Origin of the sequence: Lysinibacillus sp. Ag94, assembly GCF_023242215.1 — a bacterium.
Classification (GTDB): domain Bacteria; phylum Bacillota; class Bacilli; order Bacillales_A; family Planococcaceae; genus Lysinibacillus.
Window position 1 is genome coordinate 19,008 of the sequence record NZ_CP096780.1, and the last position, 22,509, is coordinate 41,516.

Below are 22,509 nucleotides of genomic sequence, written 5' to 3' on the forward strand. Positions count from 1 at the left end.
CAGCTTTACATACCCTTCGTAGGTATGGTAATATGGAATTGTAAGGTAGGAGGTGTATTATATGGAGGATAAAGTGAAAGAAGATGCTTACCATACAGAGGAAGGTACTTCGTGCCGAAAAAGTCATCATCCTGAACGCGTTAAAAAAGATTTAACGACTCGTTTAAATCGCATTGAAGGTCAAATCCGAGGTATTAAAGGGATGATTGACAAAGACGTTTACTGTGATGATATCATTACGCAACTGTCTGCCACACAGTCTGCATTAAATAGTGTTGCAAAGATATTATTAGAAGGTCATTTAAAGGGATGTGTAGTAGATCGCCTATCAGAAGGTGATGATGCAGTGTTAGATGAATTAGTAGTGACTATTCAAAAGTTAATGAAAAAGTAAATTTTTAAGAAATATATACCCCTATACAGTACTTAACACATTAAAGGAGAGATATTTATGCAAAACGTAACTTTAAACGTACAAGGAATGTCATGTGGCCATTGTGTAAACTCAGTAGAAAAAAGTGTTGGCGCTTTAACTGGCGTTGAACAAGTAAAAGTAAACTTAGCTGAAGGTTTAGTAGATGTAGCATTTGACGAATCACAAGTATCTCTAGACCAAATTAAAGAAACGATCGATGATCAAGGCTATGACGTTAAATAATATAAATAGGGTGCTCTTGTAGCACTCTCTTATTTTCAAATAAATATACCCCCTGTTGGTATATGGAGAGGAGAAATGATGATGAGTTCGGAAATAAAAGAAGCAAATTTGCAAATTACAGGTATGACATGTGCAGCCTGTGCTACTCGTATAGAAAAAGGTTTAAATAAAATGGATGGTGTAGAACAAGCGACAGTTAATTTAGCTCTTGAAAAATCATCCATTAAATATGATCCGACAAAATTAAACGAAGAAGATTTTGAAAAGAAAATTGAAGCACTTGGTTATGGTGTCGTGAAACAAAAAACAGAATTCGCTATTACAGGTATGACATGTGCGGCCTGCGCAACACGGATAGAGAAGGGTTTAAATAAACTAGCAGGTGTATCCTCTGCGAACGTAAACTTAGCACTTGAAAAAGCAACTATTGAATTTAACCCATCTGAAGTGACGATTGCAGACATTATTGCAAAGGTTGAGAAATTAGGATATGAGGCTCATCAAAAGGCAGATGAGCAAGAAACGGTGGATCATCGTGAGCTGGCCATTAAACAACAGCAGAAAAAATTTATTTTATCGGCCATTCTTTCATTACCATTACTGTGGACGATGGTAGGACATTTTTCATTTACATCATTTTTATATGTTCCTGAATTTTTAATGAATCCATGGGTGCAAATGGCGTTGGCTACGCCTGTTCAATTTATGATTGGGAAACAATTTTACGTAGGAGCCTACAAAGCTTTACGCAATGGTAGTGCAAATATGGATGTACTTGTCGTAATGGGAACATCTGCGGCGTATTTTTATAGCGTATATCAAGCGATTATTACTGCGGGGTCACATCATGCCCCCCACTTATATTTTGAAACGAGTGCCGTATTAATTACTTTAATTTTATTAGGTAAATTATTTGAGGCAAAAGCAAAGGGTCGTTCATCTGAAGCAATCAAAAAATTAATGGGCCTTCAGGCAAAAACGGCCATCGTTGTTCGTGACGGTGTAGAGAAAGAAGTTTCGTTAGAAGAAGTAGTTATTGGCGACATTATTTTAGTGAAGCCTGGTGAAAAAATTCCTGTTGATGGTAAGGTGTTAGAAGGAACAACAGCTGTAGATGAATCAATGCTAACAGGGGAAAGTTTACCCGTTGATAAAAAGCAAGGTGACCTATTATTTGGTTCTACTATAAATAAAAATGGCTTCATTAAAATGACGGCGACTAAAGTCGGTCGTGATACAGCCTTAGCACAAATTATTAAAGTTGTAGAAGATGCCCAAGGCTCCAAAGCGCCAATCCAGCGCTTAGCAGATCAAATTTCAGGTATTTTTGTACCAATCGTTGTTGGCATTGCGCTTGTCACGTTTTTAATTTGGATTATTTGGGTGCGACCTGGTGAATTTACGCCTGCACTTGAAGTGTTAATTGCAGTTCTCGTAATCGCTTGTCCATGCGCACTTGGATTAGCAACGCCAACATCTATTATGGCGGGCTCCGGTCGTGCAGCGGAATTTGGTATTTTATTTAAAGGTGGAGAACATTTAGAGCAGACACAAAGCATCGATACAGTAGTTGTTGATAAAACAGGTACAGTGACACACGGCAAGCCTGTATTAACGGAAGTTATACTAGCAGCAAATCAAGATGAAACACGCTTTTTATCGTTGATTGGTGCAGCAGAGAAGCAATCAGAGCATCCGTTAGCAGAAGCAATTGTTCAAGGGATTGTTGATCGCGGTATTAACCTAGGAGATGTTCAATTCTTTGAAGCAATACCGGGTTACGGTGTGCAAGCGACAGTCTCTGGTCAAGGCGTTATTATCGGTACACGTAAATTGATGCAACAATACGGTATTCATATAGATGCCATTCTACCATCAATGGAGCAATTAGAGAAAAACGGTAAAACGGCAATGCTAGCTGCCATTAACGGTCAGTATGCTGGTCTAGTAGCAGTTGCTGATACAGTGAAAGATACTTCCAAAGAAGCGGTAAGTCGTCTACAAAAGATGGGCATTACTGTCATTATGATGACTGGTGATAATGAACGTACAGCACAAGCAATTGGAGCAGAAGTTGGTGTAGATCATGTGATTGCCGAAGTACTCCCGGAAGGCAAAGCGAATGAAGTGAAAAAACTGCAAGCTACAGGTAAAAAAGTAGCGATGGTTGGTGATGGCATTAATGATGCCCCGGCACTTGCGACAGCTACTATTGGGATGGCGATTGGTACCGGTACAGATGTTGCTATGGAAGCAGCGGATATTACTCTGATTCGCGGCGATTTAAACAGTATTGCAGATGCTATCATTATGAGTCGTAAAACAATGCGCAACATTAAACAAAACTTATTCTGGGCATTTGCTTACAACACATTAGGTATTCCAATTGCCGCAATCGGTTTACTAGCTCCGTGGGTAGCAGGTGCAGCGATGGCCTTTAGCTCTGTATCTGTCGTGTTAAACGCACTGCGTTTGCAGAGAGTTAAATTATAAATAAGGGGATTGTTATGGTTAATAAATTGTCAGTAGCTACGGAGCATTATGTCCATTCAACAAATGCGCAACAAAAGTTATATAAGCGCACTCTCTTAATCATTCTAATGTCGCAAATATTTGGTGGGGCAGGGTTGGCAGCAGGTATTACGGTAGGAGCATTGCTAGCAAAAGATATGTTAGGAACTGAAAGCTTTGCAGGTTTACCTGCTACACTATTTACCCTTGGCTCTGCATTATCAGCTTTCATTGTCGGCCAGCTTTCACAGCGCTTAGGTAGACGCTATGGTTTATCGTTTGGATTTATAGCAGGTGGTATCGGTGCAATCGGTGTTATTATTGCAGCTAATATTAACAGTATTGTGTTATTATTTTTAGCTTTATTTGTATATGGAGCTGGAACGTCTACAAATTTACAAGCACGTTATGCGGGAACAGACTTGGCAAATGAAAAACAACGTGCAACAGCTACAAGTATAGCGATGGTAGCTACAACGTTCGGAGCTGTGGCAGGCCCTAATTTAGTTACACCTATGGGGGAAGTTGCAAAAGCACTCAATATGCCTGCATTAGTAGGCCCATTTATTTTAGCTGCTGTTGCGTATATTTTAGCAGGCTTTACGTTATTTATTTTTCTTCGTCCAGATCCATTATTAATTGCAAAAGCCATTGCTGCCGAGCAATATAAGCAACAAAGTAAAATAGCTGAAACGTCTACTACAACAAATAGTCGTGTAAATCGCATTGGAGTTTTCATAGGAGCGCTTGTATTAGTTTTATCTCATGTTATTATGGTGGCTATTATGACAATGACGCCTATCCATATGCAGGGACATGGAAACGGTTTAAGTGCTATTGGAATGGTTATAGGATTGCATGTCGCAGCGATGTATTTACCATCCCTTGGAACAGGTCTACTCGTTGATAAAGTTGGCCGAACTTTTATCGTCATTGCCTCAGGGTTTATTTTAGCAGCGGCAGGCTTAGTCGCAGCATTTGCCCCAGGTGATTCTTTACTTTGGCTAACGGTTGCCCTCATATTACTAGGTTTAGGTTGGAATTTTGGGTTGATTAGTGGTACAGCAATTATTATTGATTCAACGACAATTCATAGTCGCGCAAAGACACAAGGCTCGGTAGATGTCTGGGTTGCTCTCGGTGGCTCAGCGGGTAGTCTATTATCAGGAATTGTCGTAGCGTACACAAGCTATGCAATTTTAGGCTTTATCGGGATGTATTTAGCGTTACTTTTAGTACCAGTAGTTGTATGGACGAAATATAAATCTAAAAGCGAATTTAATTGAATTTCCTATGTCTTTAAAATGCATAGGAAATATAAAGCTGAGACAAAAGCGTTTCAGTCAACAAAAATACCGAACTATGAAACGCCCAGGAAGTGTTTCATAGTTCGGTTTTTCTATTTAATTAGAGATTATTCGGCCTTACGAAGGAACCATTTAGTTTGTCCTAGTCTCTATTTTTTGTCGTTTTTTATCATCTGTCATAATAGAAAAATTGTTTGATTCTGTTTTTCATTTTCTCACTATGATACAATGAAAAACACTGATTCATTTTTAAAATAATGAAAGCCTCAAGGCAGGCTAAATGACGATAGAATCCATAGAACAAAAGGAGGAGCTTCTAGTGACGGTTCCATTTGTTACAGTAGAAGGTCCGATTGGTGTTGGTAAAACCTCTTTATCTAAAGAGATTGCGGCGACATTTAATTACCATCTATTAAAAGAAATAGTAGACGAAAACCCTTTTTTAAATAAGTTTTATGAAAACATAGAGGAATGGAGCTTCCAAACGGAAATGTTCTTCCTATGTAATCGCTACAAACAATTATCGGATATAAAAAATTTCCGTTTAACAGAAGATCAACCTGTTGTAGCGGACTACCATATTTTTAAAAATTTAATATTTGCCAAGCGTACATTGGCGCCAGCAGAGTATGATAAATACGAGGAAATTTATAAAATATTAACGAAAGATATGCCTGTACCGAATGTAGTTGTTTATTTACATGCTAGTGTTGATACATTGATGAAACGTATTGCGATGCGTGGTCGTGAATTTGAAAAAATGATTTCACGGGATTACATGGAGCAACTGGTGGCAGATTATCATTCCTTTATCGAGCATTTTGAGAATATGCATCCAGATATTCCTGTTATTCGATTTAATGGCGATCAGCTTGATTTCGTAAAAAATCCAAATGATTTGAAATATGTTTTACAAACAATAAAGGATACGTTACAACAAAGGAGCTTGCAACAATGAATTTGAGAGAGAAATATGGTATTCCTCCACAAACGGTCATTACAATCGCTGGTACGGTTGGTGTAGGGAAGTCAACAATGACAAAGGCGTTGGCAGAAGCGTTAAATTTCCGTACTTCATTTGAAAAGGTGGATACTAATCCATATTTAGATAAATTTTATGAGGACTTTGAAAAATGGAGCTTCCATTTACAGGTCTATTTTTTAGCGGAGCGTTTTAAGGAGCAGAAGCGAATCTTTGAATATGGCGGCGGATTTATTCAAGATCGCTCTATCTACGAAGATACTGGAATTTTTGCTAAGATGCACTATGACAAAGGTACAATGAGCCCAACAGATTACGAGACGTATACAAATCTATTTGATGCGATGGTGATGACACCGTATTTCCCACATCCAGATTTACTTGTTTATCTAGAGGGGCCAATTGATGCTGTCATTGGTCGTATTCAAGAGCGTGGACGTACAATGGAGCAACAAACACCGAATGATTATTGGATTGAAATGCATGACCGCTATGAGAACTGGATCAATAATTTTAATGCATGCCCAGTTCTTCGTTTGGATATTAATGATTATGATTTATTAAAAAATCCTGAAGCAATTGAATCAATTGTGAGCCGCATCAGTCATATGCTAAAACAAACAAGTCATTTACGTAAATAGAAGGTTAGATAAAGCTAATCATTCAAAAATATTAGGAAGATAACTATTGGGGTTCTGGCCGAAAGCGAAGCGACAGGCACAAACAAGTCATTTACGTAAATAGGAAATGGACTATGCTAAATTTTATGACCGAATGCGCAGCTATGTGCAGAAAAAAGTAATTGCAGAAAATAAATGATCAAAAGACGTGAGACAATATGTAACCTATTGTGTCACGTCTTTTGAGTAGGAGGGATTGTTATAAGAATAGCGGTGTATTGTGGTTCTGGCTTAGGCTTAAACCCAATTTATGCAGAGAAAGCAGCCGAATTAGGGACTGTATTAGCTCGAAATGGTCATGGTGTCGTTTATGGTGGTTCGAAAACAGGACTGATGGGCAAAGTTGCAGATGCAGTATTAGAGGCTGGAGGAGAGGTTATTGGCGTGATGCCAACTCATTTACAGCAGCGGGAAATAGCACATGCCTCGTTAACAGAGCTTCATTTTGTTGAGTCAATGCATGTACGTAAAGCCAAAATGGTAGAGTTAGCAGATGCTTTTATAGCTTTACCAGGTGGTGGAGGGACAATGGATGAATATTTTGAAGTGTTTACATGGGCTCAAATCGGACTACATGAAAAACCTGTAATTTTATATAATATAAATCATTTTTATGATGCGCTTTTACAACAACTTCAGAAAATGCTGGAGGAAGGTTTTATACGAACTGAACAGAAGTCACTTATTCATGTAGCTGCTACATCGGAAGAAGTATTACATTTATTGAAAAAACATGGGTAATTTTTTGCCGTCTTCATGCCACGTTTTTTATAGCTTCACTTTTCCTCTCTTTAGGGTCATGAAAAAGTGCTACTTTAAAATAAAAGAATCCATTTTGAAAAAGGTTGATCAAAATGGATTCTTTTCTATGTAAGATTATTTAATTTCTTTTCTATATAATCTAATTGCGTAAATTGCCCCAATTAAAAATACAATCCCTTGAAATAGTAGAAAGAACTGACGGAAGTATTCGATATTACTATCAACTAATGAAATAAAAATAGCATTCATAAAAATTTGGGTAGTAAACATACATGAAATGATTTTAAGATAAATAGCATTCGTTCTTTCATCGGGTTGTCCAATTTTTCTACTGAAGATGAAAAGTATAACTATAGAACCTAGTAATAGAATTGCTGTAATGCCTACAACAATATTAAAATTATTAGTACTTTCTAACATCCAATTGTTTAATAAATCAATCATTATTATCTTCCTTTCGTACATAAGAGAATATTTCATTTATATCAACCTCAAAAAAGTTGGCTATTCGATATGCTAACACTAGTGAGGGGGAATAATTATTCTTTTCCATTACAAAGATAGTTTGCTTAGAAACTCCAACAGCGTCAGCTAACTCCTTTTGTGACATTCTTCTTAAAACCCTATGTTCATACACCTTATTTTTAATAGAATCACCAAATTCTCCTTTCAAAACGATCGCCTCCTATTTGCTGATGTAAACACCATAACTTATAATTTAATAAAAGTAAAGTAAACTTATACTTAATATATTTATTTTTATATAAAAGTAAGTTTATATGTACCTTACTATAAATACATTTATACAATTTTCTCCTGTAGGCAAAAGTATTTTTAATCAAAAACTATTGATCTTTTTAACAATTATTAATGCTAGTAGCAACATAAATTACGTAATTTTCTGAAATATATTGAAATAGTAGATGAGTTTTATTTACAATAATTGTGTAAAGCTTTCGTAAATCATAATAGGGGTGTTATAGATGACAAAGGTGGAAGTAAGTTTTAAGCATTTGCCAACGACTGCAGTTTCAGATGCGACAGGAGGACATACGAATTTACGCAGTGATATTAAACCGTTAGCAGATCATTATAAAATAGCTGGCAGTGCGGTAACAGTACGCTTACCAGATGGCGAAAATGGTGCAGTATTGGAAGCCATTCGAGCTGCTCAAGAAGGGGATATTTTAGTAATTGACGCTAAAGGGAATACCAATCGTGCAGTTGCTGGTGATTTTGTCCTTTCATTAGCGAAGGGTATAGGTGTTCAGGGCTTTGTCGTTGATGGTGTTATTCGTGATATGGCAGCTATTCGTGAACTAGACTTTCCTGTATTTTCACTGGGCACAACGGTAGCAGCTGGCAATAAAAACGGCGGTGGCCAAGTAAATGTTCCTATTGCTATTGGAGGCGTTTCTGTTCGCCCTGGTGATTATATTATCGGGGATGTGGACGGTGTCGTTGTCGTGCCACAGGAAGATGCAGAGCGTATTGTGGCAGCCGCTGAGGTAAAGCTTGAAAAAGATGACGTACGTGCTCAAGAGGCACTTGCAAATGGAAAAGAATCTATTATTAACTATTTAGATAAAGTATTAAGTGATCAAAAATAAAAAAACCCTCACGATGCCATCCATACATCGTGAGGATTTTTTTAATTTTTATGCTAAATTTTTATTTTCATTAAAGTAATTTTTCATTTTCTCTGAATCGAAACGGCCTTCCCATTTCGCCATAACTAAAGATGCAAGTGAGTTACCAATTACGTTAACGACTGTACGTCCCATATCGAGAATACGATCGATACCTGCGATAAATGCTAAACCTTCAATTGGAATGCCGACAGTACCTAAAGTTGCTAGAAGCACAACGAATGATACTCCTGGAACACCTGCAATCCCTTTAGATGTAACCATTAATACAAGCATTAACGTAATTTGTTCACCAATGCTTAGGTGAATACCGTACATTTGAGCAATAAATAATGCAGCAATAGCTTGGTACAGTGTAGAACCATCTAAGTTAAAGGAGTAACCGGTTGGAATAACAAAGGATACGATATCCTTAGGAGCACCTAGTTTCTCCATTTTCATCATAATTCGCGGTAATACAGCTTCAGAACTTGCTGTTGAGAACGCTAAAATCAGCTCATCTTTTAGTACTTTAATTAAGAAGAAGATACTGATACCTGTAAATTTGGCCACAAGACCAAGAACGACAAAGATAAAGAATAGCATTGTTGCATAAACAAGTATAGCGAGTTTACCAAGTGGTATTAGGGAAGCGAATCCATATTTGGAAACGGTTACACCGATTAAACCAAATACCCCAATTGGAGCGAATTTCATTACGAGGTTAGTTACCCAGAACATCGTATCTGCTACCCCTTGGAAGAAGTCTAATACTGGTCTTCCTCGTTCGCCAATGGCAGCAACCCCTAAACCAAAAATAACTGAGAAGAAGATGATCGCAAGCATATTACCTTCAGACATTGCCTGAACGATATTTGTTGGTACAATGCCTACAATAATATCAAATGGTCCTTCATGCTGTACTTCTTCTGTAGTGGCAACGTATTTTGAAATATCTCCTTGAGAGAGCTCGTTCATGTTTATACCCGCGCCTGGTTGGAATAAGTTTGCGGAAAGTAAACCAATGACAATTGCTACTGTTGTAATAATCTCGAAGTAAATAAGCGATTTTCCGCCTAATCGTCCAAGCTGTTTCATATCTCCAGTACCAGCAACACCAACGATTAAAGTTGAAATAATAATCGGTACAACAATCATTTTAATTAGATGAAGGAAAATATCACCTAAAGGTTGTAGATATGTTTCAATTTTGGGGTTTCCGTAAAAGATACCACCAATAATAATCCCTAAAATCAAACCGACTAAAATTTGAGTGGCTAAACTGATTCTAAATTTCTTCTTCAAAACCTTAGTACCTCCTAATATTAAAATTTTTAGGACTTGCCTTACTTTAATAATACGGAGGACTTATGAAATCCGACAAAATCCGAGAAAATTAATTTACTTTAGTTAAAATGTCTGAATATAACACCTGAATAAACTTCTTAATATTAACCTTTGCTTTACGATTTCCGTGATCTTCTATCTGCGTCATCAGATGACGAATTTCTTTAAAGTCAAAGTATCGAGGTGCATAATATTCAAATTCGGAGTTGGTATAATCTACGACACCTAAATTGGCGAGATTTATCATCGCTGCTAATATAGTACGGCGCACCCGCTGTTCAATGGCTTTACTTTCCTTCAAAATTTCATCTGGTGTAGCCTTTGTGACAACTGCAACCTCCTCATAAAGCTCCTTTAATGGTGGAAGTGGTGCAATTTTGTGCTGATGCGCAAGTAATGTTTCAATGATAGCTATAATATCTTCGCTTCCAATCTCACCAACGATACCCATATCATTTAAAATAGATTGGATATGATCGCGTGACGTTGCTTTATGATTTATTTGTTCACTTAGATCAATATTTGTAAGGGATTGGCGAATAATAAGCAATGAATTTTTTAGGCGAAATTGTTCAGTTGTTTTACGTAAAACATTTTCAACCTCAATACGGTTTATCGGTTTATGAATAAAGAAATCTATACCTTGCTTATACGCTTCACCAACCATTTCCTTATTCACAACTTGAGAAATCATGACAAATTGTCCTTCAAAACGATTTTGAATAAGGTGTTCGACTGTTGCTATTCCATCAAGCTTGGGCATGAGTAAATCAATCAACACAAATTCAGGTTGTGTCATTAAAATTTGTGGAATGGCGTCCTCACCATTACGTGCTTCACCAATAACTGTGCCTAAGCCACTATCTTCAATAATTTGTTTTAACATGACCCGACTTGCGCGATCATCATCTACAATAAAATACCTCATTTAAGTCTCTCCCGTTTGAATAGTTTGCGTAGGAACTGTAATTTTAAACATCGTGTTTTGAGTATTTGATTCAACGGTTATTGAGCCATTTAATTTATTTACTAATTCAGCAACATGTGAAAGACCAATACCTGTTGCTGCAACACCGTCTACATTGTATTTTGTAGTGTATCCAGGTTCAAAAATAATAGAGAGATTACTTTGTGGAATGCCCTTCCCGTTATCACATACTGTTATTACAGTATCATCCTGTTGCTGTTGAATGGCAATAGAAATGATACCTTGATTTTCAATTGCTTCTATAGCATTAGCTGTTAAATTATTCAAAAGTGCAAGCAATGCAATATGTTCCTTCGTTTGAAAATCGATTTCAATAGTTAATGTAAATTCAATTTCTTTCCCGAGATAATTAGCGTACTTACTGTTCCCGTCTTCGATATAATGTAATAATTCTGACAATCTAAGGGAGCCAAAGCTCTTTTCACCAACAATTTTAGAAATACCTGCATAAATGCGTTGTGAATCCTTCTTCACTTCATGAATTTCCTGGGCAATATGAAGTGCCTGTAAACTTTCTGCACGATAACCTAGCGATTTTAATTGTCGATATAATTCAAACCCATTGATTGTTATGGCTTCTATATCGTTCATCGATTTTTTTAAATAAAGTGCCTCAACATATAAATCTGAGCCGACCGTAAGCATTTCCTGAACACGTTTTTTTTGCTCAGCAATTAAAATAGAACTATAAATACCAACAACAAAAAAGCTACGTAATAAAGCAACTGCTAATAATATAAGTAAATCATGTAGGAATAAAAACGTATAAGAATTTATAAAAAAACGAAATAGTTGTTCCACTAAATTACTGAATACTTCACTAAATGCAACTAGCAATCCAAGCAATAGTGGTTTTTCTCTATATTGATGAATGCTTAGAATTTGTAGGCATACTGCAAACATTATATAAAAGGCGGCGGCAGGTAAATGTATTAGTAAACTATCGACTACTGGAACATCATGTAAAGTGTAATTAATGATAACTCGAAAAATGGTTGTCACGATACTCGTTGTAAATCCAGCAAAAATAATCGGTGTAGGTCTTAGTAGAGTACACAAAAAGAAAATAATACTTCCTAATCCGAAACGAAAAGGTGTATCAGCGAAAGGCATTATTTTAATTTCACTACCTATAGCAGTTAACAGAGCGATTGTTAAAACCCAAGTGAGGGAAGCACGAGATATGTAAAACTTCGAGTGCATAAAAAAATCCTCCCTAATAATATTAACGAGCATTATGCTAAAAAGCTCGTTTGCGTGTTTGAAATAAAATGTAATTGTACCACTACTTTTCATATTGCGTTGGGCGAAAAGAAATAATGCTATAGATTTTTCACAGATATAACATCTTAATTTACAATAAAAAAATACCACAACCTAAGTGGAAGTGGCATCTAATAAATGTTACATATAATTTTTAAGCAAAAAAAAACGGCTACATTCGTAGTCGGTATTTTAAAAATGGAGGAGGTAGAGGGATTCGAACCCCCGCGCGGTGTTACCCGCCTGTCGGTTTTCAAGACCGATCCCTTCAGCCAGACTTGGGTATACCTCCATATTATTTTGTTACGTTGTCTTATCGACAAGATTTAATTTATCATATTTCAAAATTTAAGTCAACAGATTTTTTATTTTTTTTTTACTTTTTTCTTTAGTACAGAAGTCTCTCAACTTTATAGAAGGGAAATGAATGCGGTACTAAGTCACTTTTCAATGGCTATCATAGAATCGTAATGTAGTTCTTATAGGATATTAGCTTAAATTATCGCATCCGTGAAATAAAGCTAACTGATCTGGATCGATAAAAAGGCCACGTCCTATGGCATTATCGAAATGACCGACATCGTGTCGGCCCTCATGCAGATCTAAGTACAAAGCCAATTCTAGAGGCATTGTTTATTGGCGTGAAAGCAAGGTAAACAGCTACAATTATGCCGAGACATAATGGATTAATAATTTCTTATTTACAATGCAGACAGAATGTTCCAAACAAATATTATGCATATTAAGTTGCAATTTATGAAAACAGTCAGTATACTAGTTATTGCCGTGCTAGGTGGGAAGGTAGCGGTGTCCTGTAACTCGCAATCCGCTCTAGCGAGACTGAATTCCTTTTTAGAGGCTGTCCGTATTGTTTGGTCTGCCTTTTGCACGTAGTGTTGACGATTGGGTCCTGCGCAATGGATACCCATGAACCATGTCAGGTCCGGAAGGAAGCAGCATTAAGTGGTCTTATTCATGTGCCGCGGGGTTGCCTAATCTGAGCTAACGACAAGAGTAACGCTTATGTGCGGCTGTCGAAGAAAGGTGCACGGCATTAAATTGCCAATTCAAACGTATCCGTCTATAAAAGGCGGATGCGTTTTTTTTATGATTTTATAATATTTTTAGGGATGGAAGGTTAATCACCAACACAGTTATAAATTGTGCGGCGGACCTACAGAAAGTGAAAGAATTGTCCCGAAGCTTTAGAAAAACGATGACACTATTTTATAAATAATGAGGTAAATGCTATAATAGAACTATTCTATATAATAAAGAAGAGGAGAGGAATCCATTGACGTATCAAGCATTTTATCGTGTGTATCGACCGCAATCATTCCGAGAAATGTCTGGTCAAGCACATGTCAAAAGAACGCTACAAAATGCTCTCCTAGCGAATAAAACAACACATGCTTATTTATTTTCTGGCCCACGTGGTACCGGGAAAACAAGTACAGCTAAAATTTTTGCAAAAGCTTTAAATTGTGAGCATGCACCATCAAAAGAGCCTTGTAATGAATGTGCTACTTGTTTAAGCATTACAGACGGTTCTCACCCAGATGTTATTGAATTTGACGCGGCGTCTAATTCACGCGTTGAAGAAATACGAGACATCATTGAGAAAGTTCGATTTGCTCCTGCGAGTAGCAGATTTAAAGTGTATATCATTGATGAAGTGCATATGCTTTCTACAAGTGCTTTCAATGCCCTTTTAAAGACGTTAGAAGAACCACCTTCACATGCTGTATTTATTTTAGCAACGACAGAGCCTCATAAATTGCCCGCAACGATTATTTCGCGATGTCAGCGCTTTGATTTCAAGCGTCTTTCGACCAGTGATATTATTGAGCGCATGAAAGTTGTATTAGAAGATATTGAGTTACCGTTTGAGGAACAAGGTTTAAAGGTAATCGCACAATCAGCAGCGGGTGGTATGCGTGATGCTTTAAGCCTATTAGATCAGGTTGTATCCTTTAGTGGAGAAAAGTTGAAACTTGAGGATACATTGCTTGTGACAGGTTCTATTAGTCAGGAAGTTTTCTATGAGTTAGCAGAAGCTCTTAAAGTAAAAGATGTCGCGCAAATGCTTGCGTTATTAGAACAACTTATTGCGGATGGGAAAGATCCTCTTCGCCTTTCTGAGGACTTAATTACATTTTTCCGAGATTTATTATTACTGCAAACAAGTGAAGATTTGGCCGAATTATTAGAACTAGTATCACCAGAGGAGCGAGTGTTTACATTAGCGCATGATTTTGCACCGGATTTGCTATATGGCTACATTGATATTTTAGCCAAAACACAGCAAGAAATGCGATTCTCCCACCATACTAAGATTTATTTGGAAACAGCATTACTTAAAATGGTGCAGTTTTCGGGTGGTGCAGTTGGTCAGACTACCACTTCAGGTGAGGTAGCTATGAGCCCTGAGCTCGCCCAAAAAATTGTGGCACTTGAGCAGATGGTGCAACAACTATCAGCTCAATTACAAGCTGGTGCTCCTATGCAAACGGCGCAAACACCAAAAGAACAGCGCCCGCGAGCAAAAAGTCCGAATGGCTATAAAGCACCAACAGGTCGTATTCAAGAGATACTAAAGGATGCTACAAAGCAAGATGTGCAACGTATTAAATCGGTTTGGGCACAGGCATTAAGTCAAATGCAAAAATCTCAATCAGCTCTTTTGGCAGAGGCTGAACCTGTTGCGGCATCTTCAAGTGCTTTTGTGTTAAAATTCAAGTATGATATTCATTGTCAAATGGTTGCTGATAATCAATCCCTAAAAGCTCAATTCACACAATTAATTGCAGGGCAAACTGGTACTATGTACGAAATGCTTTGTACGCCAGAAGAGGCTTGGTTAAAATTACGTGAAGAGTTTATTCGTGATCATGGCTTACAGCAGCAGAAAAAATCTTCTCAGGATGAAACTGATCATGAAATGGAATTATTAGAACCACCTCCGGTAGATATGTCGGAAGGGCCGTTTATCGATGATGCTCAACCACTTGCGTCACAAGATCCACTTGTAACCGAAGCGGAAAAGCTGTTTGGTAAAGATTTTATTGAGATTGTTGAAGATTAATCATTTAGGAGGAATATGTTTATGCGTGGAATGGGAAATATGCAAGGTATGATGAAAAAAATGCAAAAAATGCAAAAGGAAATGATGGAGGCTCAAGAGGCTTTAAATGCAGAGCAATTTGAAGGTGCAGCTGGTGGCGGTATGGTGAAAGTAACTGTAACTGGTCAACGTGAAATTGTAGAAGTAAATCTTGATCCATCAGTAGTAGATCCAGACGATATCGAAATGCTACAAGATTTAATCGTTGTTGCTACAAATGAAGCACTGAAAAAAGTAGATGAAAAAACGAATGCAACAATGGGTAAATTCACTCAAGGCATGAATCTTCCGTTCTAGGAGGTAAATAAATGTACTACCCAGAACCAATATCGAAACTGATTGATAGTTTTATGAAGTTGCCAGGTATCGGGCCGAAAACCGCGGCTCGTCTGGCGTTTTTTGTGTTAACAATGAAAGAGGATGACGTTTTATCCTTTTCAAAGGCATTAATTGATGCGAAGCGAAATTTAAGCTACTGTTCCGTATGTGGCAACATAACTGATGTAGATCCATGTCATATTTGTACAGACAAACAAAGAAATCATTCTATTATTTGTGTTGTCCAAGATACAAAAGATGTAATTGCGATGGAAAAAATGCGCGATTTCAATGGTATGTATCATGTATTGCAGGGAGCTATTTCACCTATGGATGGTATTGGTCCAGAGGATATAAATGTCGCGTCCCTACTAGTTCGTTTGCAAGATGAGAATGTTCAAGAACTTATTTTAGCTACGAATTCAACGATTGAGGGAGAGGCAACAGCTATGTATATTTCTCGTCTAGTGAAGCCATCTGGTATTCGAACAACACGGATCGCTCACGGACTACCAGTAGGTGGAGATTTAGAATATGCAGATGAAGTAACGTTATCGAAGGCAATGGAAGGTCGCCGAGAATTGTGAGTGAGGGATTAATATGTTCTTCCGCAGTAAGGGAAAATTAAAAAAAGAATTCGATGACAAGCTTGTGAATCTTATAAAAGGAACAAAAGAGGATTTGCAGCAGGCGAAGATAATTGAAGAACTACTAGATGACTATGATTTAGAAGTAATTGCTCAACGAAAAGCAGCGGAGAGTATACATTTTTATTTATTCAAGGAAGCTAGAATTCGTAGAGTATTAATTAAATAATAGTTTTTAAACTTATTTCAGCATCGCTAAAAATAAGTTAATGCATAGGTATAAATAATACTCATAGAAGCAAAACAGGAAACATAAACTTTCATAATTATATTTTTGAGGGGGAAACCATATGTCGTGGTTAGTAATTATGAGCTTTTGTGTACCTGTAGTGCTTCTTTTTCTTTATATAATAATAAGACATGCCAAGATGGGTAAAGTTTTAGAAGGAATGTCTGTGTTTTGGTTTAGATTTGCTTTCGCTTTTCTACTGTTATTTATTATTCACTTAGGAATAGGGTATGCAGGCTATAATGTGCCGATTAATCTATTTTCAGTATTCACAATTGCAATATTAGGAATTCCAGGTGTGTTAGGGATAACTGCTTTAGTATATTTTTTATAAGATGCTTGCAAAACAAAAATATTGTGGTATAGTAATAAGAGTCGTTAAGATAACCGTTGAAAAACAAATGAGTTTTAAATTAAAAAACTAATTGTTGACAACGAGTAAACGACATGATATTATATAAAAGTTGCTGTTAAACAGCGACGATATGAACCTTGAAAACTGAACAAGCAAAACGTAATCAATAAAGTTTTTAGTAACTAACCTTGAGTTAGTGAACGAAACAAAATTTTGGACATCAAACATGATGCCAGCAAAACAATTTGAGCTAATCAAATTTCTTTTTATGGAGAGTTTGATCCTGGCTCAGGACGAACGCTGGCGGCGTGCCTAATACATGCAAGTCGAGCGAACAGAGAAGGAGCTTGCTCCTTTGACGTTAGCGGCGGACGGGTGAGTAACACGTGGGCAACCTACCTTATTAACAGGCTTATCTCCCCCAAGAGTCCACATCGACGGGGAGGTTTGGCACCTCGATGTCGGCTCATCGCATCCTGGGGCTGTAGTCGGTCCCAAGGGTTGGGCTGTTCGCCCATTAAAGCGGTACGCGAGCTGGGTTCAGAACGTCGTGAGACAGTTCGGTCCCTATCCGTCGTGGGCGTAGGAAATTTGAGAGGAGCTGTCCTTAGTACGAGAGGACCGGGATGGACACACCGCTGGTGTACCAGTTGTCTTGCCAAAGGCATCGCTGGGTAGCTATGTGTGGACGGGATAAGTGCTGAAAGCATCTAAGCATGAAGCCCCCCTCAAGATGAGATTTCCCATTACGCAAGTAAGTAAGATCCCTCAAAGACGATGAGGTAGATAGGTTCGAGGTGGAAGTGTGGTGACACATGGAGCTGACGAATACTAATCGATCGAGGACTTAACCAAAACGTTTGAAGCATTCAATGCACCGTTTATCCAGTTTTGAAAGAACAATCTTTCAATTAAATAAGTCTAGTGATGATGGCAAAGAGGTCACACCCGTTCCCATACCGAACACGGAAGTTAAGCTCTTTAGCGCCGATGGTAGTTGGGGGCTTCCCCCTGTGAGAGTAGGACGTCGCTAGGCACAAAGTAGCCACTGAGAAATCAGTGGTTTTTTATTGTTTTAAAAACGCAGTAATAAACCCCTAAAAAATGTTAAAATTAAATTAAACAAATAAAGGGGTGTGTTGAAATGGCAACAGGTTTATACCGTGAAAATATTCAAATTGAGCAAGCAAAGCTACAAGCGTTTATTCAAAATAAAGAGCAATGGGCTGTACTAATACCCGGTTATTTACATCATGAATTTCCAAATGAACAAAATATGATTTGGGTGTTTAAAGGGGATTTTGGCATTATCCAAAAAGCTGTAAAGGTTAATCTTAAGGACAAGGAATCGAACCCTAATCAAGTAATGTTTGATTTGGTAGGCTTATCAGATCCGATAAACGGTGATGGTTATTTTGAAATTACACAAGATCAAAATGGTACATGTCAGCTAATAGGCAATTTAACAATGAAGGCAAGTGGTTTCTTAGCAGGGATGATGAATCCAGTTTTAGAGAAGTTTGTACCACAATTAGTTGAACAGCTTGTACAAGAGATGGCGGTAAAAGCTCGTATGTTGTAGAGAAATTAGAGTTAAGTACACTTTAAAAAGTTTTACTGTTAAACGTAGAATATCATGTAATATAAAAGAAAGTTGCTATTAGGTGCAATGATCCTTTTATGGTTCATCACCAAAAGTTGCGGATGACATTGTTAAAACGTGTGCAGTTGATATAAGCTGATTGGAGAGAAGATTGGGCGACTTCTCTGATAACATTAATGTCACAGAGCGCCCCGAGAAAGCGCCCAATCGGAAACGGAAATCACTTTATGATGAGGGCTTTGGGGGGAGGAATCATCATGGAACAATGGCTAGGTATTCAAACACTTATTTGGTTATTTCCTATTATGTTTATTCTTCATGATTTTGAAGAGATTATTATGGTTGAAAAGTGGCTAAATAAGAATGCTCCTATTTTGTACGAAAGATTGCCGGAAAAAATGGCTGATCGAGTTATGAAACAGTTTTCGATGTCGACTGCGCAGTTTGCGGTAGCAGTCATCGTAATATTCATGTTTGTAAGTAGTTCCACTTTTGTAGCAAATCAGTATGTGAATCATGGACCATATGGAGAAATCTACTTTTTTACAGTTGTTACGCTAACCTACTTTCTACATGCATTCACTCACCTTGCACAGTCTATTTTTCTTCGTTCCATTACACCAGGTGCACGCACATCTTTGATAATCGTTATTCCATACAGTTTAGTTTTGTATCATTCGTTATTAGTAAATAAAGTCATAACATGGAATATTATTTTCGTATGTTTACCATTTTGTCTTTTATTGATACCTATTGCCTTACTAGCACATTGGATCGGGAAAAAGGTTATATGAATTTCACTTTATTAATAGCCAATCAGCAAATGTTTTTGTACCGTAAGTGTTATAATTAACTGAGAATATAACGGAAATGAGTGTTTTGTTTTGCAAAAGAAAAGGCCGATTGTAGAAGGGTTAGAGCGCTTTCGACAACAACAAAATATTTCCTTTCATGTCCCAGGTCATAAGCATGGAGAACTCTCCCATCTTCCTCAGCCGTTTAAAGATGTAATGCGATATGACGTAACAGAGTTATCGGGACTTGATGACTTACATCACCCAGAGGAAATGATATTAGAGGCAGAAAACTTGTTAGCAGATACATATGGCGCGATGAAAAGTTTCTTTTTAGTAGGGGGATCTACAATTGGAAACTTAGCAATGATTTATGCCACATGTAAAAAAGGGGATAAGATTATTGTCCAACGTAATGCACATAAGTCTATATTTCACGCATTAGAGCTTGTTGGAGCAAAACCGGTATTTGTTTCCCCGCTTTGGGATGAACGTACATTAACTGCAACACATGTTTCTTATAAAGATATAAAGGATGCAGTTGATAGTTATCCAGAGGCCCGTGCTGTCGTTTTAACGTATCCTACTTATTATGGTATGGCATCTAAAGAAATGCAGCAGCAAATTGCGTATTGTCATGAGAAGGGTATTCCTGTTTTAGTGGATGAAGCACATGGAGCCCATTTTAGTGCATGTACTTTATTTCAACCATCAGCATTGACATTTGGTGCAGATATAGTAGTACAGTCTGCACATAAAACATTGCCTGCTATGACTATGGCATCCTTTATGCATGTTAATTCTGATTTAATCGATGTCGACAAAATAAATCACTATTTACGTATGTTACAATCTAGCAGCCCATCCTATCTTTTATTGGCTTCATTAGATGATGCACGCTATTATATACAGACATATATGGAGAGTGACGGTGCATATATAATAGAAAAAAGAGATCAATGGGTAGAGGCATTACAAGCTATTGGCTCTTTGGAAGTTATTGAGGTAGACGACCCTATAAAATTATTGTTACGTGTTAATGGCTATAGCGGTTTTCAATTACAAGAGGCATTAGAAGCAAAGCATGTATATGTAGAACTAGCAGATGCCAATCAAGTGTTGCTTGTGCTACCCTTATTGAAACAGGGACATAACTATCCATTTGCAGAAATACGTGTTCGTATTAAGGATGCTATAACATTGTTAGTAAGTACACCAAAGGCAGAAATAATAACGGCTTCACAAACAGCCTATAATTTTGTAGCTATTACGGAACCAGCCTACACATTTGATGAAATTGAAAAGGCTGAAAAAGAATGGTTACCGTATATGCGAACAATAGGACGTATCTCTGCTAATATGATTATTCCTTATCCACCTGGCATTCCATTGCTTGTTCCGGGAGAAAAAATAACAGTAGCAAAGCTAAGTCAGCTAGAGGAATTACTAGCTTGTGGTGCAACGTTCCAAGGAAATCACCGTTTAGAAGAAAAGATGATTGAGATCATTAAGTAGTTGGAGGCAATAACAGCATGAATTGCAATTTATTTATTACATTTGAAGGTCCAGAGGGTGCCGGAAAAACAACAGTTATTCAAAAAATAGCCGAGCGACTTGCAGAGGAAAATATTGATGTATTAGCAACGAGAGAACCTGGTGGTATTGAAATTGCTGAGAAAATTAGGAGCATTATTTTAAACCCTGAACATACAGCCATGGATGAGCGTACAGAAGCATTATTATACGCAGCAGCGAGAAGTCAGCACTTTTTTGAAAAAGTACGACCTGCGTTGGAGGCTAGTAAAACGGTTATTTGCGATCGATTTATCGATTCTTCATTAGCATATCAAGGATATGCGCGTGGTATTGGCGTTGATGAAGTATTATCTATTAATGAGTTCGCAATCGGTAAGATGTTACCTGATTTGACAATATTATTTGACCTTGCACCAGAGGTTGGCTTGGCACGCATTCATGCTCATGGAGAGCGAGAAGTAAATCGCTTAGATGTTGAAAGTTTAGCTTTTCATAAGAAGGTTCGGGAAGGATATTTACAGTTAGTAGAGCGTTATCCTGAGCGTATACGTGTCGTCAATGCGGATCAAAGTATTGAGCGTGTTGTCGAAGATGTATGGTCATTAATATATGAAGCAATACAGTAAATGCATGAAGTTGTCTACCACAATGTGATATAATGGTAACATCTATAATCATTCAGTAAATGTTTTCTGCGCGAAGCGAAGCGACAATAGCTGAATGCGGATATTGTTCCTATGCAGGAGATATCCAAACACCTACTGAAATAGAGGAACTCTGGCGTATATCATGGAATCGGAAAGGCGTACTTTGTGCAAGTACGAATCCGAACACAATTATGCCTCGGTATAATTGAAAAGGTAATAAAATTTATTTAGTTAAATTTTATCAAAGGGGTGAGTGCGAATGAAGTTAGTCGTAGCTGTAGTGCAAGATCAGGATAGCAGCCGCTTATCGAATGCTTTAACGAAAAATCAGTTTCGTGCAACTAAGTTAGCAAGCACAGGAGGATTTTTACGCTCTGGAAATACGACGTTTCTTATTGGGACAGAAGACTCTCTCATACCCAAAGTTTTAGATATTATTCGTGATAATTGTCGAGCGCGAGAACAAATGGTTGCTCCTGTTTCGCCATTAGGCGGGAATACAGATTCCTATATACCGTATCCTGTCGAGGTAGAGGTAGGAGGAGCGACAGTTTTTGTATTACCAATTGAACAGTTTCATCATTTTTAAATAATGCCACGTTAAAAGAAATACAACACATTATATATTTGATAGCAAGTGAAGGGGCGAACAGCTTGAAGATCAATCAAGATATACGTGTCGGGTTAAATACTAATCGTAAAGAGCCGCTGCATAACAATAATCAAAATAACCGATTTGGAGATATGGTCGTCAAGCAAGGAACCAAATTACAGACTGAACAGCTTACACGATTGCTAGGGGATATTTCTACAGCAGGTGATCGTGTTGCAAGATCACGTAATTTACGAGAACTTGCTCGTTTTAAAATGCTTGTTAAACGATTTCTACAAGAAACGGTAGAGCATGGTATGGATTTAAAGCAATCACATACTTGGAATCGTTTTGGTGAAGGAAGACGCTTGAAAATAATCGAAACTATTGATACGCGTCTTGTAGAGCTTGCACAAGATATTTTAGATGAAGAAAAGGAAGCAATTGACCTTCTTGATAAAATCGGTGAGATTAAAGGCTTATTAATTAATTTGTATATGTAAAACCCGTGTCTCGTTCTCTTGTAGGCGCGGGCTTT

General features: G+C 37.5%; 24 protein-coding genes, 1 tRNA gene, 1 rRNA gene, 1 other RNA gene and 1 other annotated feature. Of the genes, 21 read left to right on the forward strand and 6 right to left on the reverse strand.

What is annotated here, in order from left to right; translation table 11 throughout:
* Positions 1-61: 61 nt before the first annotated feature.
* From MY533_RS00090 to MY533_RS00120, 7 genes are all read left to right on the forward strand, one after another.
* Positions 62-394 carry a metal-sensitive transcriptional regulator gene (locus MY533_RS00090; protein ID WP_248717586.1) on the forward strand — a complete coding sequence of 111 codons (333 nt, stop codon included), beginning with the start codon at positions 62-64 and terminating at the stop codon, positions 392-394.
* A 57-nt stretch (positions 395-451) separates the two neighbouring features.
* Positions 452-658, forward strand: coding sequence for a copper chaperone CopZ (gene copZ, locus MY533_RS00095; protein ID WP_132364664.1), 207 nt, complete (start codon positions 452-454; stop codon positions 656-658).
* An 81-nt stretch (positions 659-739) separates the two neighbouring features.
* Positions 740-3,151 carry a heavy metal translocating P-type ATPase gene (locus tag MY533_RS00100; RefSeq protein ID WP_248719114.1) on the forward strand — a complete coding sequence of 804 codons (2,412 nt, stop codon included), beginning with the start codon at positions 740-742 and terminating at the stop codon, positions 3,149-3,151.
* A gap of 14 nt (positions 3,152-3,165) precedes the next feature.
* A complete protein-coding gene (locus MY533_RS00105; RefSeq protein WP_248717587.1) occupies positions 3,166-4,455 on the forward strand; it encodes an MFS transporter in 1,290 nt (429 codons plus the stop codon).
* A 340-nt stretch (positions 4,456-4,795) separates the two neighbouring features.
* Positions 4,796-5,434: a deoxynucleoside kinase gene (locus tag MY533_RS00110; RefSeq protein ID WP_248717588.1), complete on the forward strand. Its 639-nt coding sequence runs from the start codon at positions 4,796-4,798 to the stop codon at positions 5,432-5,434.
* Complete coding sequence (locus tag MY533_RS00115) at positions 5,431-6,099, forward strand: deoxynucleoside kinase (protein ID WP_132364658.1); 669 nt, start codon at positions 5,431-5,433, stop codon at positions 6,097-6,099. Before MY533_RS00110 ends, MY533_RS00115 begins: the two co-directional genes overlap by 4 nt.
* 252 nt (positions 6,100-6,351) lie before the next feature.
* Positions 6,352-6,879, forward strand: coding sequence for an LOG family protein (locus tag MY533_RS00120; RefSeq protein WP_248717589.1), 528 nt, complete (start codon positions 6,352-6,354; stop codon positions 6,877-6,879).
* Between the two features lie 135 nt (positions 6,880-7,014).
* On the opposite strand, the gene MY533_RS00125 is transcribed toward MY533_RS00120, so the two are convergent.
* Positions 7,015-7,344, reverse strand: a complete 330-nt coding sequence (locus MY533_RS00125; RefSeq protein ID WP_248717590.1) for a 6-aminohexanoate hydrolase — start codon at positions 7,342-7,344, stop codon at positions 7,015-7,017.
* On the reverse strand, positions 7,337-7,573 hold the full coding sequence (locus MY533_RS00130) for a helix-turn-helix transcriptional regulator (RefSeq protein WP_132364652.1): 237 nt from the start codon (positions 7,571-7,573) through the stop codon (positions 7,337-7,339). Before MY533_RS00130 ends, MY533_RS00125 begins: the two co-directional genes overlap by 8 nt.
* A gap of 310 nt (positions 7,574-7,883) precedes the next feature.
* Here MY533_RS00130 and MY533_RS00135 point away from each other — a divergent pair, with 310 nt between their 5' ends.
* On the forward strand, positions 7,884-8,510 hold the full coding sequence (locus tag MY533_RS00135) for an RraA family protein (protein ID WP_248717591.1): 627 nt from the start codon (positions 7,884-7,886) through the stop codon (positions 8,508-8,510).
* Positions 8,511-8,558: 48 nt separating this feature from the next.
* Here MY533_RS00135 and MY533_RS00140 read toward each other — a convergent pair whose 3' ends face one another.
* The 4 genes from MY533_RS00140 to MY533_RS00155 all read right to left on the reverse strand — a co-directional run bounded on the left by MY533_RS00140 (position 8,559) and on the right by MY533_RS00155 (position 12,418).
* A complete protein-coding gene (locus MY533_RS00140) occupies positions 8,559-9,833 on the reverse strand; it encodes a cation:dicarboxylate symporter family transporter (protein WP_132364648.1) in 1,275 nt (424 codons plus the stop codon).
* A gap of 91 nt (positions 9,834-9,924) precedes the next feature.
* A complete protein-coding gene (locus MY533_RS00145) occupies positions 9,925-10,803 on the reverse strand; it encodes a response regulator (RefSeq protein ID WP_142510997.1) in 879 nt (292 codons plus the stop codon).
* Complete coding sequence (locus MY533_RS00150) at positions 10,804-12,066, reverse strand: ATP-binding protein (RefSeq protein WP_248717592.1); 1,263 nt, start codon at positions 12,064-12,066, stop codon at positions 10,804-10,806.
* Between the two features lie 259 nt (positions 12,067-12,325).
* A tRNA-Ser gene (locus MY533_RS00155) sits at positions 12,326-12,418 on the reverse strand.
* A 492-nt stretch (positions 12,419-12,910) separates the two neighbouring features.
* Here MY533_RS00155 and ffs point away from each other — a divergent pair.
* The 13 genes from ffs (at position 12,911) to MY533_RS00220 (ending at position 22,474) form a co-directional block, all read left to right on the forward strand.
* Positions 12,911-13,178: signal recognition particle sRNA large type (gene ffs, locus MY533_RS00160), an RNA gene on the forward strand.
* 242 nt (positions 13,179-13,420) lie between these two features.
* A complete protein-coding gene (gene dnaX / locus MY533_RS00165) occupies positions 13,421-15,211 on the forward strand; it encodes a DNA polymerase III subunit gamma/tau (protein WP_132364642.1) in 1,791 nt (596 codons plus the stop codon).
* 21 nt (positions 15,212-15,232) lie between these two features.
* A complete protein-coding gene (locus MY533_RS00170) occupies positions 15,233-15,547 on the forward strand; it encodes a YbaB/EbfC family nucleoid-associated protein (RefSeq protein WP_132364640.1) in 315 nt (104 codons plus the stop codon).
* An 11-nt stretch (positions 15,548-15,558) separates the two neighbouring features.
* Complete coding sequence (recR, locus tag MY533_RS00175; RefSeq protein WP_132364638.1) at positions 15,559-16,155, forward strand: recombination mediator RecR; 597 nt, start codon at positions 15,559-15,561, stop codon at positions 16,153-16,155.
* 13 nt (positions 16,156-16,168) lie between these two features.
* Positions 16,169-16,384 (forward strand): YaaL family protein, encoded by a 216-nt coding sequence (locus MY533_RS00180; protein WP_132364636.1) that lies wholly within the window; start codon positions 16,169-16,171, stop codon positions 16,382-16,384.
* 121 nt (positions 16,385-16,505) lie between these two features.
* Positions 16,506-16,778 carry a pro-sigmaK processing inhibitor BofA family protein gene (locus MY533_RS00185; RefSeq protein ID WP_248717593.1) on the forward strand — a complete coding sequence of 91 codons (273 nt, stop codon included), beginning with the start codon at positions 16,506-16,508 and terminating at the stop codon, positions 16,776-16,778.
* A gap of 368 nt (positions 16,779-17,146) precedes the next feature.
* Positions 17,147-17,642, forward strand: a sequence feature (23S ribosomal RNA rRNA prediction is too short).
* A gap of 77 nt (positions 17,643-17,719) precedes the next feature.
* Positions 17,720-17,835, forward strand: a 5S ribosomal RNA gene (gene rrf / locus MY533_RS00190).
* Positions 17,836-17,943: 108 nt separating this feature from the next.
* Positions 17,944-18,381 (forward strand): SRPBCC domain-containing protein, encoded by a 438-nt coding sequence (locus tag MY533_RS00195; RefSeq protein WP_248717594.1) that lies wholly within the window; start codon positions 17,944-17,946, stop codon positions 18,379-18,381.
* Positions 18,382-18,659: 278 nt separating this feature from the next.
* Positions 18,660-19,196 (forward strand): HXXEE domain-containing protein, encoded by a 537-nt coding sequence (locus MY533_RS00200; protein WP_248717595.1) that lies wholly within the window; start codon positions 18,660-18,662, stop codon positions 19,194-19,196.
* 90 nt (positions 19,197-19,286) lie between these two features.
* A complete protein-coding gene (locus tag MY533_RS00205) occupies positions 19,287-20,711 on the forward strand; it encodes an aminotransferase class I/II-fold pyridoxal phosphate-dependent enzyme (RefSeq protein ID WP_248717596.1) in 1,425 nt (474 codons plus the stop codon).
* 17 nt (positions 20,712-20,728) lie between these two features.
* A complete protein-coding gene (gene tmk, locus MY533_RS00210) occupies positions 20,729-21,358 on the forward strand; it encodes a dTMP kinase (RefSeq protein ID WP_132364273.1) in 630 nt (209 codons plus the stop codon).
* A 280-nt stretch (positions 21,359-21,638) separates the two neighbouring features.
* Positions 21,639-21,968: a cyclic di-AMP receptor DarA gene (locus MY533_RS00215; protein ID WP_049667342.1), complete on the forward strand. Its 330-nt coding sequence runs from the start codon at positions 21,639-21,641 to the stop codon at positions 21,966-21,968.
* A 65-nt stretch (positions 21,969-22,033) separates the two neighbouring features.
* On the forward strand, positions 22,034-22,474 hold the full coding sequence (locus MY533_RS00220; protein ID WP_132364275.1) for a YaaR family protein: 441 nt from the start codon (positions 22,034-22,036) through the stop codon (positions 22,472-22,474).
* The last annotated feature ends 35 nt before the right edge of the window (positions 22,475-22,509 follow it).

What these genes read in the sequence shown, in the direction of transcription:
- MY533_RS00090 (WP_248717586.1), top strand. Translation starts at nt 62, where the DNA reads ATGGAGGATAAAGTGAAAGAAGATGCTTACCATACAGAGGAAGGTACT.
- copZ (WP_132364664.1), top strand. Translation starts at nt 452, where the DNA reads ATGCAAAACGTAACTTTAAACGTACAAGGAATGTCATGTGGCCATTGT.
- MY533_RS00100 (WP_248719114.1), top strand. Translation starts at nt 740, where the DNA reads ATGAGTTCGGAAATAAAAGAAGCAAATTTGCAAATTACAGGTATGACA.
- MY533_RS00105 (WP_248717587.1), top strand. Translation starts at nt 3,166, where the DNA reads ATGGTTAATAAATTGTCAGTAGCTACGGAGCATTATGTCCATTCAACA.
- MY533_RS00115 (WP_132364658.1), top strand. Translation starts at nt 5,431, where the DNA reads ATGAATTTGAGAGAGAAATATGGTATTCCTCCACAAACGGTCATTACA.
- MY533_RS00125 (WP_248717590.1), bottom strand. Translation starts at nt 7,344, where the DNA reads ATGATTGATTTATTAAACAATTGGATGTTAGAAAGTACTAATAATTTT.
- MY533_RS00135 (WP_248717591.1), top strand. Translation starts at nt 7,884, where the DNA reads ATGACAAAGGTGGAAGTAAGTTTTAAGCATTTGCCAACGACTGCAGTT.
- MY533_RS00145 (WP_142510997.1), bottom strand. Translation starts at nt 10,803, where the DNA reads ATGAGGTATTTTATTGTAGATGATGATCGCGCAAGTCGGGTCATGTTA.
- MY533_RS00150 (WP_248717592.1), bottom strand. Translation starts at nt 12,066, where the DNA reads ATGCACTCGAAGTTTTACATATCTCGTGCTTCCCTCACTTGGGTTTTA.
- MY533_RS00170 (WP_132364640.1), top strand. Translation starts at nt 15,233, where the DNA reads ATGCGTGGAATGGGAAATATGCAAGGTATGATGAAAAAAATGCAAAAA.
- recR (WP_132364638.1), top strand. Translation starts at nt 15,559, where the DNA reads ATGTACTACCCAGAACCAATATCGAAACTGATTGATAGTTTTATGAAG.
- MY533_RS00180 (WP_132364636.1), top strand. Translation starts at nt 16,169, where the DNA reads ATGTTCTTCCGCAGTAAGGGAAAATTAAAAAAAGAATTCGATGACAAG.
- MY533_RS00185 (WP_248717593.1), top strand. Translation starts at nt 16,506, where the DNA reads ATGTCGTGGTTAGTAATTATGAGCTTTTGTGTACCTGTAGTGCTTCTT.
- MY533_RS00195 (WP_248717594.1), top strand. Translation starts at nt 17,944, where the DNA reads ATGGCAACAGGTTTATACCGTGAAAATATTCAAATTGAGCAAGCAAAG.
- MY533_RS00200 (WP_248717595.1), top strand. Translation starts at nt 18,660, where the DNA reads ATGGAACAATGGCTAGGTATTCAAACACTTATTTGGTTATTTCCTATT.
- tmk (WP_132364273.1), top strand. Translation starts at nt 20,729, where the DNA reads ATGAATTGCAATTTATTTATTACATTTGAAGGTCCAGAGGGTGCCGGA.
- MY533_RS00215 (WP_049667342.1), top strand. Translation starts at nt 21,639, where the DNA reads ATGAAGTTAGTCGTAGCTGTAGTGCAAGATCAGGATAGCAGCCGCTTA.